The organism is Clavibacter phaseoli (assembly GCF_021922925.1).
GTDB classification, from domain to species: Bacteria; Actinomycetota; Actinomycetes; order Actinomycetales; family Microbacteriaceae; genus Clavibacter; species Clavibacter phaseoli.
Genome location: NZ_CP040786.1, coordinates 1,090,162 through 1,103,901 on the forward strand (window position 1 = coordinate 1,090,162; position 13,740 = coordinate 1,103,901).

Genomic DNA, 13,740 nt, shown 5'->3' on the forward strand with positions numbered 1-13,740 from the left:
CGAGGAGAGGGATCGGGTCGACGCCCTCGGGAGGGTGGGCCCTGCCGGGCTCGAACCGACGACATCCACGGTGTAAACGTGGCGCTCTACCAACTGAGCTAAAGGCCCCCGCGTCCGCTCGGCGGGCGCCCGGCCATGCTAGCCGACCGCGTCGGCGCGTCCCGGCCGCACCGACGGCGCGCGCCGTAGCCTCTCCCCCGTGCCCATCCACCCCTCCCGCCGGACGATCGCGGAGCCCCGCTGGCCCGCCGCCGTCGGGCTCGTCGTGGCCGTCGCCCTCTACGGGGTCGCGCCGACCGCCGTCCCCGCGGGCGTCCGCGTCGCGGTGGTGGCGATCGCCGTCGCCCTGCTCGTGCCGCTGGTCGCGCTGAACCCCCGCCGCTTCGTGCGCGAGACGCCGTGGTCATGCGGGCTGGGCCTCGCGCTCGGCGGCCTCCTCGTGGTCGCCAACCAGGTCAGCCTCGTCGTCCTGGTCGTCGAGCTGGTCGACGCCTCCGAGGCGGGACCCGAGCTGCTGCTCACGGCGCTGCAGGTGTGGGTGACCAACGTGCTGGCCTTCGCGCTCGTCTTCTGGGAGCTGGACCGCGGCGGACCGGTGGCCAGGCGGACGCACGCCCGCGCTGCGCTCGCGCCCGCGGACTTCCGCTTCCCGCAGGACGAGGACTCCGGCGCGGTGTCGGAGGTCGCGCGCCGCTCGTCGGAGCACGCGGACTGGGTGCCGGGCTTCGTCGACTACGCGTACTTCTCGCTCACGAACTCGATGGCCTACAGCCCCACGGACGTCATGCCGCTGTCCCACCGCGCCAAGGCGCTCATGGCGCTCGAGGCCTTCGCCGGGTTCGTGATCCTCGCGCTGGTCATCGCCCGCGCGGTGAACATCCTGAGCTGACGCCCGGCGATCTCACCCGCGGGCGACCGGAGCCGATCAGGCCGGGACGAGCGCCAGGTCGCGGATCGCGGTGCGGTACGCCTCGAGCTCGCGCGCCTCGCCGGGTGCCGTGATGAAGCTGCCGCGGATGATGCCGCGCGTGTCGATGAGGAAGGTGGCCCGGTTCGCGAACCCCTTCTCCTCGAGGAACACACCGTACTCCTTCGCGACCTGCCCGTGGGGCCAGAAGTCGGCGAGGAGCTGGAAGTCGATGCCCTGCTGCTGGGCCCAGGCGCGCAGCGTGTGCTTGCTGTCGACGCTGATGCCGATGAGCTCCACGCGGCTGTCGGCGAAGAGGCCGAGGTTCTCCTCGAGCTGGCACATCTCGCCCGTGCAGGTCCCGGAGAAGGCGAGGGGGAAGAAGACGAGGGCGACCGCGCGGTGTCCGCGGTACTCGCTCAACCGGACGCGCTCGCCGAACTGGTTGGCGAGCTCGAAGTCGGGAGCCTGTGTGTCGTTGGCCAGGGCCATGGGGTGCGGATCCTTCCGTGCCGGCAGATGTCCCCTGTCTGGCACGAGGGTCGAGCTTACGCCGGGGATCCGCGATGTCCAGCCCCGCGGGGCCGCGGCGGGCCCGGCGGGACGCGCCGCCCGCCGTCCGTGACCGTCGGTCGGCATGGGTAGGCTGGCCCTCGGCGTACGCGCGGTCTCGCACCCTTCGAGCCCCGTGGCACCGAAGACGATGTCTGCACACCACAGGAAGAGGTCGAGGGTGACTGTCAACGACCAGGATCCGTACTCGGTGAACCACACCGACCAGGATCCGGAAGAGACCGCCGAATGGAACGAGTCCCTCGACGGGCTCGTCGAGACGCAGGGCCGGGGTCGCGCGCGCGACGTCATGCTCAGCCTCCTCAAGCGCTCGAAGGAGCTGCACCTCGGCGTGCCGATGGTCCCGACCACGGACTACATCAACACCATCGCGCCGGAGAACGAGCCCGACTTCCCCGGCGACGAGGACCTCGAGCGCCGCTACCGCGCGTGGATCCGCTGGAACGCGGCCGTCACGGTGCACCGGGCCCAGCGCCCCGGCATCGCGGTCGGCGGGCACATCGCCACGTACGCCTCCTCGGCCGCCCTCTACGAGGTCGGCTACAACCACTTCTTCCGCGGCCAGGACCACCCCGGCGGCGGCGACCAGGTCTTCGTGCAGGGCCACGCCTCCCCCGGCACCTACGCCCGCGCCTTCCTCGAGGGACGCCTGAGCGAGCACCAGCTCGACGGCTTCCGCCAGGAGAAGAGCCACGCCGGCGGCGGCCTCTCGTCGTACCCGCACCCCCGCCTCATGCCGGAGTTCTGGCAGTTCCCGACCGTGTCGATGGGCCTCGGCCCGATCAACGCGATCTACCAGGCGCAGGCGAACAAGTACCTCACCAACCGCGGCATCAAGGACGCGTCCGACCAGCAGGTCTGGGCGTTCCTCGGCGACGGCGAGATGGACGAGGTCGAGAGCCGCGGCCAGCTGCAGGTGGCGGCGAACGAGAAGCTCGACAACCTCAACTTCGTCATCAACTGCAACCTGCAGCGCCTCGACGGCCCGGTCCGCGGCAACGGCAAGATCATCCAGGAGCTCGAGAGCTTCTTCCGCGGCGCCGGCTGGAACGTCATCAAGGTCGTCTGGGGCCGCGAGTGGGACGACCTGCTCGCCCGCGACACCGAGGGCGCGCTCCTCGACCTCATGAACCGCACGCCGGACGGCGACTACCAGACCTACAAGGCCGAGAGCGGCGCCTACATCCGCGAGAACTTCTTCGGGCGCGACGAGCGCACCGCGAAGCTCGTCGAGGGCTACACGGACGACCAGATCTGGAACCTCAAGCGCGGCGGCCACGACTACCGCAAGGTGTACGCGGCATTCAAGGCGGCGAGCGAGCACACGGGCCAGCCCACGGTCATCCTCGCCAAGACGGTCAAGGGCTACGGCCTCGGCCCGAGCTTCGAGGGCCGCAACGCAACCCACCAGATGAAGAAGCTGACGCTGGACAACCTCAAGCAGTTCCGCGACGAGATGCGCGTGCCGATCACGGACGCCCAGCTCGAGGCGGACCCGTACCTGCCGCCGTACTACCACCCCGGCCAGGACGACGAGGCCATCCAGTACATGCAGGAGCGCCGCCGCGCGCTCGGCGGGTACTCGCCCGAGCGCCGCGCCAAGCACACGGCGATAACCCTCCCGGACGACTCCGCGTACCGCATCTCCAAGAAGGGATCCGGCACGCAGGAGATCGCCACGACCATGGCGTTCGTCCGCCTGCTGAAGGACCTCATCCGCTCGAAGGACTTCGGCAACCGCGTCGTCCCGATCATCCCGGACGAGGCCCGCACGTTCGGCATCGACGCCTTCTTCCCGACGGCGAAGATCTACAACCCGAACGGCCAGCACTACACGTCGGTCGACCGCGAGCTGCTGCTGTCCTACAAGGAGAGCCCGCAGGGCCAGATCGTGCACGTGGGCATCAACGAGGCGGGCGCCCTGGCGGCGTTCACCAACCTCGGCACCACGTACTCGACGCAGGGCGAGCCGCTCATCCCGATCTACGTCTTCTACTCGATGTTCGGGTTCCAGCGCACGGGCGACGCGATCTGGGCGGCCGGCGACCAGATGGCGCGCGGCTTCCTCATCGGCGCCACCGCGGGACGCACCACGCTCACCGGCGAGGGCCTCCAGCACGCTGACGGCCACTCGCTCGTCCTCTCGCAGACGAACCCGGCGATCGTGTCCTACGACCCGGCGTACGCCTACGAGATCGGGCACATCGTGCGGTCCGGCCTCGAGCGCATGTACGGCGGGGACCACGAGGACCCGAACGTCATGTACTACCTCACGGTCTACAACGAGCCGATCATCCACCCGAGCGAGCCCGAGGGCGTGGACGTGGACGGCATCGTCCGCGGCGTCTACAAGCTCAAGGACGGCTGGGTCGACGGACCCAAGGCGCAGCTCATGGCGTCCGGCGTCGCGGTCCCGTGGGCCCTGGAGGCGCAGCAGCTGCTGGCCGAGGACTGGGGCGTCTCCGCCGACGTGTGGTCCGTCACCTCGTGGGGCGAGCTGCGCCGCGACGGCCTGGCCACGGAGGAGCACAACATGCTCCACCCGCACTCCGAGACCCGGGTCCCGTACCTGGAGGAGAAGCTGCGTCACGCCGAGGGCCCGTTCGTCGCGGTCACCGACTTCTCGCACGCGGTCCCCGACCAGATCCGCCAGTTCGTCCCCGGGGACTACTCGACGCTCGGCGCCGACGGCTTCGGCTTCTCGGACACGCGTCCGGCTGCCCGCCGCTTCTTCGCGATCGACGGTCCGTCGATGGTCGTGAAGACGCTGCAGCGGCTCGCGAAGCAGGGCAAGGTCGACCAGGACGCGCCGAAGTGGGCGATCGACAAGTACCGTCTGCTCGACGTGAACGCCGGCACGACCGGATCGGCGGGCGGCGAGGCGTGAGCTGCGCCGACCTGACGTGACACCCAGCGACCGGCACGACACCGACGTGGAGACCGGGGAGACGAAGGCGGAGACGCTGACGTGGCTCCGGTCCCTGTCGGGCGAGCTCGCGAGCGCGACGCTCAAGCGGCTGGAGGACACGCTGCCCTGGTACGGCGAGATGCCGCCCGGGCGGCGGTCCGCCGTCGGTCTGGTCGCGCAGGCGGGCATCACGTCCTTCATCCACTGGTATGACGACCCCGACTCCACCCCGTGGATCGCGGCGGACGTGTTCGGCGCGGCACCCCGCGAGCTCCTGCGCTCCGTGAGCCTGCAGCAGACGCTGCAGCTCATCCGCGTCACGGTGGAGGTCGTCGAGGACCGCGTACGTGACCGGCACCGCACGGTGCGCGACGCGATCCTCCTGTACTCGCGGGAGATCGCGTTCGCCGCGGCCGACGTCTACGCGCGCGCCGCCGAGGCCCGCGGCCTCTGGGACGCCCGGCTCGAGGCGCTCGTCGTCGACAGCATCCTGTCCGGCGAGTACGACGACGAGCTGCCCTCGCGGATCGCAGCGCTCGGCTGGCACGGGCACGGCGAGGTCTCCGTGCTCGTGGGCACGGCGCCCGCGGTGCTCGACGTCGACCAGCTGCGGCGCACGGCGCGGCACCTCGAGGCCGACGTGCTCATCGGGGTCCAGGGCAGCCGCCTGGTCCTCGTCATCGGACGCGCATCCCCCGCCGTCGTCGACCCGGACGCCGCGGCGCCGGAGACGGCCCCCGTGTCCTTCCTCGAGATCGCCACGCAGCTCGAGCCCGGCTTCGGATCCGGCCACCTGGTGCTCGGCCACGAGGTGCCGAGCCTCGTGGAGGCGTCGCGGAGCGCGCGGGCCGCGCTGGCCGGCTTCGCCGTCGCCCGGTCGTGGCGGAACGCGCCGCGGCCCACGCTCGCCGACGACCTGCTGCCCGAGCGCGCCCTCGCCGGCGACCCGCTCGCCCGGTCGACGCTCATCAACCGGATCTACAAGCCGCTGCAGGCGCACTCGACCGAGCTGCTCGCGACGCTGTGGTGCTACCTCGACACGGGCCGCTCGCTCGAGGCGACCGCGCGGGAGCTGTTCGTGCACCCCAACACGGTGCGCTACCGCCTCAAGCGCGTCTCCGACGTGATCGGCTGGGACGCCACGGGCGCGCGCGAGGCCCTCATCCTGCAGGCGGCGCTCATCATCGGGAGCATCGCCGAGGCGGGCACCACGGTCCCCAAGCAGCAGGGGTCGGGTCGCGCCCGCCCGAAGCGCCAGGCGGCACGATGACGCGCCTTCCTCGTGGCATCGTCACAATGTCCCGGCGGATCCTCTGTAGGACGCCGACTCCGACGCGCCCCGCGGCGGGCGGGAGGATGGACGGATGATCATCGTCGTCTGCCCGGGCCAGGGCTCCCAGAAGCCCGGCTTCCTCTCCCCCTGGCTCGAGCACCCCGAGCACGCGCGACGACTGGGCGAGCTGGGCGACGCGGCGGGACTCGACCTCGTCACCCACGGCACCACGTCCGACGCCGACACCATCCGCGACACCGCCGTCGCGCAGCCGCTCATCGTGGCCGCCGGCATCGTCGCCCTGCACGCCCTCCTCGCCGACGGCCGTGACGCCTACGTCGCCGGCATCGCGGGCCACTCGGTCGGCGAGATCACGGCGGCCGCGGGCGCCGGCATCCTGACGGACGACGAGGCGATGCGCGTGGTGCGCACCCGCGGCGACGCGATGGCCGAGGCCGCCGCGACCACCCGCACGGGCATGAGCGCCGTCGTCGGCGGCGACCAGGACGCCGTACTCGCGCGCCTCGCCGAGCTCGACCTCGAGCCCGCCAACTTCAACGGCGGCGGCCAGATCGTCGTCGCCGGCGCCCCCGACGCCCTCGCCGCGCTCCAGGCCGAGCCCCTCCGCGGCACGCGCGTCATCCCGCTCCAGGTCGCCGGGGCGTTCCACACGCACCACATGGCGCCCGCGGTCGACGCCCTCCGCGCCGCCGTCGCGCCCCTCGCGCCCCGCGACCCGCGCTTCCCCGTCTGGACCAACCGCGACGGCAGCCGGGTCGAGTCCGGCGCCGCCTACCTCGACCTCATCGTGGGCCAGGTCGCGAGCCCGGTCCGCTGGGACCTCTGCATGGAGGCCTTCGCCGCCGCGGGCGTCACCGGCCTCATCGAGGTCGCCCCCGCCGGAGCGCTCACCGGCCTCGCCAAGCGCGGCCTCAAGGGCCTCCCGACGCTCGCGCTCTCCACGCCCGACGACCTCCCGGCGGCCATCGACATGCTCGACGCGCACGCCTGATCCCGCCTCACCGACACCGAACAGGCACCCATGACCGACCAGCCCCGCCCCACCATCCAGACCGCGCCCGTGGTCGAGCGCTTCACCCGCATCTGGGGCCTCGGCGCCGCGCGTGGCGAGCTCGACGTCCCGAACGACGACCTCGTCGGCCCGATCGACTCGTCCGACGAGTGGATCCGCCAGCGCACCGGCATCATCACGCGCAAGCGCGCGGGTGCCGACGTCGACGCGGTCGACCTCGCGACCACGGCGTCGCTCGAGGCCATCGCGAAGGCGGGCATCCGGCCCGAGCAGATCGGCATCGTCCTCGTCAGCACCGTGAGCAACACCGTGCAGACGCCGTCGATGGCGGCGCTCCTCGCCGACCGCATCGGCGCGAACCCCGCGCCGGCCTACGACATCTCGGCCGCGTGCGCCGGGTACACCTACGGCATCGCGCAGGCCGACTCCTTCATCCGCTCGGGCCTCGCGGAGTACGTCCTCGTGGTCGGCGCGGAGAAGCTGTCCGACATCGTCGACCCGACCGACCGCTCCATCTCGTTCCTGCTCGGCGACGGCGCGGGCGCCGCGATCGTCGGCCCGAGCGACACCCCCGGCATCTCGCCGACCGTGTGGGGCTCGGACGGCTCCAACTGGGACGCCGTCGGCATGACCGGCACCCTGAAGAGCATGCGCGACGGATCCGCGTGGCCCACCCTCCGCCAGGACGGCCAGAAGGTCTTCCGCTGGGCCGTCTGGGAGATGGTCAAGGTCGCCAAGGAGGCGCTCGACCGCGCGGGGGTGGCGCCCGAGCAGCTCGCCGCCTTCATCCCCCACCAGGCCAACATGCGCATCGTCGACGAGTTCGCGAAGCAGCTCGGCCTCCCCGAGTCCGTCGCCATCGCGCGCGACATCGCCACCACGGGCAACACCTCCGCCGCGTCGATCCCGCTCGCCACGCACCGCCTGCTCGAGGAGGACCCGTCGCTGTCCGGCGGCCTCGCCCTGCAGATCGGGTTCGGCGCGGGACTCGTCTTCGGCGCGCAGGTCGTCGTCCTGCCCTGAGCCCCACCGCCCCATAAGCTGTTCCGGTCATCACGAACCACGAGGAGATACACATGGCACTGTCCACCGAAGAAGTCCTGGCCGGCCTGGCCGAGCTCGTCAACGACGAGACCGGGATCGCCACCGACACCGTCGAGATGGACAAGTCGTTCACCGACGACCTGGACATCGACTCGATCTCGATGATGACGATCGTCGTCAACGCCGAGGAGAAGTTCGACGTCAAGATCCCGGACGAGGAAGTCAAGAACCTCAAGACCGTCGGCGACGCGGTCACGTTCATCACCAACGCGCAGTCCTGATCGCGCGGAGCATGGCCGGTCCCGCATCCGGGGCCGGCCATCTCCTTCCCCCGTTCCCGACGTCGAGGAGACGCCACGCATGACCACCCCCAAGAAGATCGTCGTCACCGGCATCGGCGCGACGTCTCCGCTCGGCGGCACCGCCGAGGACACCTGGCAGGCGCTCCTCCGCGGCGAGTCGGGCATCAGCACCCTCGAGCAGGACTGGGTCGCCAAGTGGGAGATCCCCGTCACCTTCGCCGGGCAGGCCAAGGTGCCGTCCTCCGAGGTCATGCAGCGCATCGAGACCAAGCGGCTCGACCCGTCGAGCCAGTTCGCGCTCACGGCCGCACGTGAGGCCTGGGCCGACGCAGGATCCCCCGAGGTCGACCCCCTGCGCTTCGCCGTCGACTGGGCGACCGGCATCGGCGGCGTGTGGACGCTGCTCGACGCGTGGGACACGCTCCGCGAGAAGGGCCCGCGCCGCGTCCTGCCGATGACCGTCCCCATGCTCATGCCGAACGGCCCCGCGGCCGCGGTCGGCATGGACCTCGGCGCGCGCGCCGGCATCCAGACCGTCGTGTCGGCCTGCGCCTCCAGCACCGAGTCGATCGCGAGCGCCTACGAGCACCTCCAGGCCGGCCGCGCGGACATCATCGTCGCCGGCGGCTCCGAGGCCTCCATCCACCCGCTCCCCATCGCGTCGTTCGCCGCGATGCAGGCGCTGTCGAAGCGCAACGACGACCCGCAGCGCGCGTCGCGTCCGTACGACATCGCACGCGACGGCTTCGTCCTCGGCGAGGGCGGCGCCGCCCTCGTCCTCGAGACCGAGGAGCACGCCAAGGCCCGCGGCGCCCGCATCTACGCCGAGCTCGTGGGCGGCGCGGTCACGAGCGACGCGTTCCACATCACGGCGCCGGACCCCGAGGGCACGGCCGCCGCGCGCGCGATGATCCAGAGCATCGAGGGCGCGGGCTACTCGCGCTCCGACGTCTCGCACATCAACGTGCACGCGACGAGCACGCCGGTCGGCGACATCGCCGAGTACAAGGCGCTCGAGCGCGTCTTCGGCGACGCCGTCCACGGGATCCCCGTGAGCGCCACGAAGGCGTCGACGGGGCACCTCCTCGGCGGGGCGGGGGCCATCGAGGCCGTCTTCACCGTCAAGGCGCTGGCGGAGCGCACCGCTCCCCCGACGATCAACCTCACGGAGCAGGATCCCGACATCCCGCTCGACGTGGTCACGTCGCCGCGGTCGCTGGGCGACGGCGACCTGCTCGCGATCAGCAACTCGTTCGGCTTCGGCGGGCACAACGCCGTCATCGCGTTCCGCAGCGTCTAGCCGGACGCACGACGAGAGGCCCCGACCGGACGGTCGGGGCCTCTCGTCATGTGCGGGCGGGCGGGGAGGAGCCGCGCGCCGGGTGCCGCTCGGGTCAGCCGACCTTGTGCAGCCAGACGACCGGGCTGAAGTCGCTCGCGTGGCGGAACGCCTCCAGCTCGTCGTCCCAGGCCTGGCCCATGGCCAGGCGGAGCTCCCGGTGCAGCTCGAGCGTGTTGGAGCCGGCGACGTCGAGGGCGTAGCGGATGCGGTCCTCGGGGATCACGGTGTTCCCGGCGGTGTCGGTCTGCGCGAAGAAGACGCCGAGGTCGGGGGTGTGCATCCAGCGACCGCCGTCGCGGCCGGGGCCGGCGTCCTCGGTGACCTCGTAGCGGAGGTGCTCCCAGCCGCGGAGGCCGCTGGCGATGGCGGCGCCGGATCCCTCCGGACCCTCCCAGTAGTACTCGGCGCGCATGGCGCCCTTCAGCACCGGCTGCGGGTCCCACGTGAAGTTCACGGCGTGACCCAGCGCACGACCGGCGGCCCATTCGACATGGGGGCAGAGCGCGCGAGGGGAGGAGTGCACGTAGAGCACTCCTCGAGCCGGTCTTGAGTTGGCGACGGGTGCTTCCATGGGTCTCCTCCATCCGATCAGATGCGTCTTCCCCAACGATCTGCGTGCGATGGACGAGCTCCACACCTGCCGGTGCGGCCGGCGCGAGCGCCGACAGGTCTCATCATGGCGGGTGATCCTGTGCGCGGGCAACATGCGGGTCGCGACGCGCCGCAGCGGGACGCCGCGCGCTCCCGGGTCAGCGGCGGGTCCCGCCGGGATGCATGCCGGGAATGCCTAGGCTCCTGGTGTCGGCCCGCCGGGCCGGGAGACGGGGCGGGCATGTCGGTGCGGCACGCTCTCCTCGCGGTCCTCACCGAGGGCACCTGCTACGGCTACCAGCTGCGGACCGAGTTCTCGCGACGCACCGGGACCGAGGCCCCGCTCAACGTCGGCCAGATCTACAACACGCTCGACCGGCTCGAGCGCGACGGATTCGTCGTCAAGGGCGCGATGGACGACGCGGGGCACGTGCCGTACACGATCACCGCGGCGGGCACGGCGGAGGTCGAGGCGTGGCTCAGGGCGAGCGTGGGCGAGGTCGGGGCCCGCGACGAGCTGGTGGTGAAGGTCACGCTGGCGCTGTCGCTCCCCGACGCGGACGCGCGCGAGGTCGTGCGGATCCAGCGTGAGGCGTCGCTGGCCGAGGCGGCCGCGCTCACCCGGGCCCGGGAGCGGCTCGAGGCGGAGGCCGGGGATCCCGCGCTGGCGCGCCTCCTGTCCGTGGAGGCCCAGGAGGCGCAGGTGCACGCGCGGCTGGCGTGGCTCGACGCGGCCGAGCGACGGATCGGGGCAGCACGCGCGACGGGCACGCGACCCGCGGGACTCGCCGCCGCTCCCCGCCGGGGGCGTCCCGCGCGCGCTCCGGGCGGATCCGCCGACTGACCTAGTGCAGCAGCCCGCCGTCCTTGGCGAGCACGTTCTTCTCCCCCGCCTCGATGGGCACGGCGAAGCGGTTCTGCTTCGGCGGCATCGGGCAGTTGAAGTTGTAGCTGAAGGCGCACGGGGGCAGGTAGGCGCGGTTGAAGTCCAGCGTGATCGTCCCGTCGGGCGACGGCGCGACCATGAGGAAGCGGCCGACGCCATACGTGGACTCGCCGCTCGTGGCGTCCGAGAAGACCAGCAGGAGCGCGCGCCCCTCGCGGAAGGCGGCCAGCGAGTAGTCCACGCCGTCCTTGGTGAAGGTGATCTCGCCGGGCACGATCTTGTCCTTGGTCGCGCCGTCGTCCTTGAGGTGCTCGAAGCCCATCGCCCGGCCTCCCTCGATGGGCGTGAAGTCGGCCTTCACGACCCACTCCTCCGAGTACGGGAACGCGTCGATGCCGCCGAAGTCGCGGATGGCGTCGGACCGCGCGTCCCAGACGCGGAGCGCGTACGCGCCCTCCTCGCTCGCGATGACGAACGCCGACACGGTGTCGCTGGCCACGACGGACGAGGGCTGCGGGTCGTCGCGGCCGCGCACGATGGCCTCGCCGTCGACGAGGACGCCGTCGACGCGGAGCCCGTCCGCCGCGGTCCCCTGGACCCGCAGGCCGGAGGCGCCGGGCTCGAGGGGCGACCACGTCCCGGGTATCCCGTAGACGGGCTGGGGAGCGGCGTCCGCGGAGATCCACTGCGTGTTGACGAGGGCCAGGTTGCCCTGGGGCAGGACCACCATCTGCTCGCGACGCGAGCGGTAGACGGCGAGCACCTCCGCCGGATCGGTGGGAGCGGGGGCGGCGGGTGCGGGATCGGTCATGGTCCCATCCTCGCCGCACGCGCGGTCCCGGCCAAGTCGGCCGCGCGTCCGCCGTCGGGGTTCCCCGCGGAGCAGCGCGAGCGTACGGTCGGACCATGAGCACAGATCACGAGAGCACCTCGACCGACGACGACGGCACGACGACGCACACCGAGGAGCACGTCGAGACCTCCTCCTCGGTCACCACAGAGAGCGGCTCGGACGATGCGACCGCCGACGGCTCCGGCAGCAACTCGGGCGACGGCGACGACCACACGGGTGACGTCGCCTCCGGCGGCTGATCCTCCCCACGGCATCGCGACGCCCGGCCCCGCGAGGGGCCGGGCGTCGTCGCGTCCGGGCCCGGTGTCACTTGGCCTGCGCGTAGTCGTCGACCACCGCGATCGTGACGGGGAAGTCGACCGGCGCGTCGCCGAACAGCAGGCGGCCGGCCTCCGCGGCGGCCTCGGCCACGGCGCGGCTGACCTCCCCGACGCGGTCGTCCGGCGCGTGCACCATCACCTCGTCGTGCAGGAAGAAGACGAGGTGCGGGCGTGATCCGGGCCGCTCCATCGCGGCGAGCCGGCGCCGGAGGCCGGCCAGCCAGCAGAGCGCCCACTCGGCGGCGCTGCCCTGGACGACGAAGTTGCGGGTGAAGCGGCCCTGGTCGCGCGCGGACGTGCGCGCGCGGGCGGCGTCCGCCGCGGACGCCTCGCCCGCGCGACCGATCTGCTGCACGTCGACCCAGGCGTCGCCGGGCGGCGGGGACGACCGTCCGAGCCGCGTGCTCACGACGCCCCCGCTCTCCCCCGCCCGTGCCGCGCGCTCCACGTAGCCCGTCGCCCGCGGGTACGCCCGGACGAGCCGGGGCATCAGGCGACCGCTCTCGCCGGAGGTGGCGCCGTACATGGCGCCGAGCATCGCGACCTTGGCGTGCGCGCGGGTGTCCACGACCCCGGAGTCGACGAGGCCCTGGTAGAGGTCGGTCCCCCGGCCCGCGTCGGCCATGGCGCGGTCCTCGGCAAGCGCGGCGAGGACGCGCGGCTCGAGCTGCGCGGCGTCGGCGACGACGAGCCGCCAGCCGGGATCCGCGCGGACGGCCGACCGGATCTGGCGGGGCAGCTGCAGCGCGCCCCCTCCGCTGGCGGCCCAGCGCCCCGTGACCACGCCGCCGGGCACGTACTCGGGGTGGAAGCGGCCGTCGCGGATCCACGTCTCCATCCACGTCCACCCGTTGGCGGTGAGGAGGCGGGACAGCTTCTTGTGCTCCAGCAGCGGCGCGATGACCGGGTGGTCGATCTCCTGCAGCTCCCACTGGCGCGTGCTCGACGCGTCGATGCCGGCGCGGCGCAGGGCGCGCAGCACGTCCGGCGGGCTGTCGACGTTGAGGTCGGGGGCGGCGAGGATCTCCCGGATCCGCGCGGCGAGCCGCACCAGCGCGGGAGGCGCGCCCCCGTGCGCGGGCCGTCCGCCGAGCAGGTCGAGCAGGAGCGCGTCGTGCACGGCCGTGTCCCACGGCAGCCCGTCGGCCGACATCTCGGCGGCGACGAGGGCTCCCGCCGACTCGGCCGCCAGGAGGAGGCGGAGGCGGCCGGGCTCGGCGCTGCCCGCGACCGCCTCGAGCTGCAGCCGGAGCTCGGCGACCAGCTCGTCGGGCGACCGGCCCTCGGGTGCGTCGAGGTCGTCGAAGAGGGTCGCGGACGCCGACGGCTCCCGTCCGACCGGCGCTGCGCGGTCCCAGGGGCTGGGCGGCAGCTGGGCTAGCGCGCTGTCGGCGGTCTGCGTGGACAGCCGCAGGATGGCGTGGCAGAGCCGCAGGTCGTGGACGCGGGCGACGCGGACGCCCGCGGCGATCAGCGGGCGCGCCCAGACCGCGGTGTCGTCCCACACCCATCGCGGCGCGGGGACGGACCGCTCGCGCGCGGCGGCGACCGCGGGCCACTCGGCGGACGGGACGTCGCGCGTGGCCGTGACGGCGCCGGTCCCGTCGAGGTCGACGAGACGCACGCCGGAGGGCGTCCGCGCGACCAGGATGTGCATCCCCTCATCATCCCGTGCGCGTCCGACGTCGGACGGCCCCCGCCGGTGCCC

The 13,740-nt window shown here is 72.8% G+C and carries 13 protein-coding genes and 1 tRNA gene; 9 read left to right on the forward strand and 5 right to left on the reverse strand.

What is annotated here, in order from left to right:
- Positions 1–35 precede the first annotated feature (35 nt).
- A tRNA-Val gene (locus tag FGI33_RS05075) sits at positions 36–108 on the reverse strand.
- A gap of 91 nt (positions 109–199) precedes the next feature.
- Between FGI33_RS05075 and FGI33_RS05080 the strand changes: the two genes are divergently transcribed.
- Positions 200–889, forward strand: coding sequence for a hypothetical protein (locus tag FGI33_RS05080; protein ID WP_119434916.1), 690 nt, complete (start codon positions 200–202; stop codon positions 887–889).
- 36 nt (positions 890–925) lie between these two features.
- Here FGI33_RS05080 and FGI33_RS05085 read toward each other — a convergent pair whose 3' ends face one another.
- A complete protein-coding gene (locus FGI33_RS05085; protein ID WP_012038310.1) occupies positions 926–1,399 on the reverse strand; it encodes a peroxiredoxin in 474 nt (157 codons plus the stop codon).
- 241 nt (positions 1,400–1,640) lie between these two features.
- Between FGI33_RS05085 and aceE the strand changes: the two genes are divergently transcribed.
- The 6 genes from aceE to FGI33_RS05115 all read left to right on the forward strand — a co-directional run bounded on the left by aceE (position 1,641) and on the right by FGI33_RS05115 (position 9,340).
- Positions 1,641–4,367 (forward strand): pyruvate dehydrogenase (acetyl-transferring), homodimeric type, encoded by a 2,727-nt coding sequence (aceE, locus tag FGI33_RS05090; protein WP_119434915.1) that lies wholly within the window; start codon positions 1,641–1,643, stop codon positions 4,365–4,367.
- Positions 4,368–4,383: 16 nt separating this feature from the next.
- A complete protein-coding gene (locus FGI33_RS05095) occupies positions 4,384–5,658 on the forward strand; it encodes a PucR family transcriptional regulator (RefSeq protein WP_237582345.1) in 1,275 nt (424 codons plus the stop codon).
- A 94-nt stretch (positions 5,659–5,752) separates the two neighbouring features.
- Positions 5,753–6,673, forward strand: a complete 921-nt coding sequence (locus FGI33_RS05100) for an ACP S-malonyltransferase (RefSeq protein WP_119434764.1) — start codon at positions 5,753–5,755, stop codon at positions 6,671–6,673.
- Positions 6,674–6,703: 30 nt separating this feature from the next.
- Positions 6,704–7,717: a beta-ketoacyl-ACP synthase III gene (locus FGI33_RS05105; RefSeq protein ID WP_049791911.1), complete on the forward strand. Its 1,014-nt coding sequence runs from the start codon at positions 6,704–6,706 to the stop codon at positions 7,715–7,717.
- A gap of 53 nt (positions 7,718–7,770) precedes the next feature.
- Positions 7,771–8,019, forward strand: a complete 249-nt coding sequence (locus FGI33_RS05110) for an acyl carrier protein (RefSeq protein ID WP_012038305.1) — start codon at positions 7,771–7,773, stop codon at positions 8,017–8,019.
- 79 nt (positions 8,020–8,098) lie between these two features.
- Positions 8,099–9,340 carry a beta-ketoacyl-[acyl-carrier-protein] synthase family protein gene (locus FGI33_RS05115; protein WP_086522308.1) on the forward strand — a complete coding sequence of 414 codons (1,242 nt, stop codon included), beginning with the start codon at positions 8,099–8,101 and terminating at the stop codon, positions 9,338–9,340.
- A 94-nt stretch (positions 9,341–9,434) separates the two neighbouring features.
- Here FGI33_RS05115 and FGI33_RS05120 read toward each other — a convergent pair whose 3' ends face one another.
- A complete protein-coding gene (locus FGI33_RS05120) occupies positions 9,435–9,953 on the reverse strand; it encodes a DUF3145 domain-containing protein (protein ID WP_012038303.1) in 519 nt (172 codons plus the stop codon).
- A gap of 261 nt (positions 9,954–10,214) precedes the next feature.
- On the opposite strand from FGI33_RS05120, the gene FGI33_RS05125 reads away from it, so the two are divergent.
- Positions 10,215–10,817 (forward strand): PadR family transcriptional regulator, encoded by a 603-nt coding sequence (locus FGI33_RS05125; protein ID WP_237582346.1) that lies wholly within the window; start codon positions 10,215–10,217, stop codon positions 10,815–10,817.
- A 1-nt stretch (position 10,818) separates the two neighbouring features.
- Here the strand turns inward: FGI33_RS05125 and FGI33_RS05130 are convergent, their stop codons facing one another.
- A complete protein-coding gene (locus tag FGI33_RS05130; protein ID WP_119435610.1) occupies positions 10,819–11,670 on the reverse strand; it encodes a DUF1684 domain-containing protein in 852 nt (283 codons plus the stop codon).
- Between the two features lie 95 nt (positions 11,671–11,765).
- On the opposite strand from FGI33_RS05130, the gene FGI33_RS05135 reads away from it, so the two are divergent.
- Complete coding sequence (locus FGI33_RS05135; RefSeq protein WP_182623377.1) at positions 11,766–11,951, forward strand: hypothetical protein; 186 nt, start codon at positions 11,766–11,768, stop codon at positions 11,949–11,951.
- 67 nt (positions 11,952–12,018) lie between these two features.
- On the opposite strand, the gene FGI33_RS05140 is transcribed toward FGI33_RS05135, so the two are convergent.
- The gene (locus FGI33_RS05140; protein ID WP_237582347.1) at positions 12,019–13,689 is read right to left on the reverse strand and encodes a bifunctional 3'-5' exonuclease/DNA polymerase; all 1,671 of its coding nucleotides are present in this window, start codon (positions 13,687–13,689) and stop codon (positions 12,019–12,021) included.
- Positions 13,690–13,740: the final 51 nt, after the last annotated feature.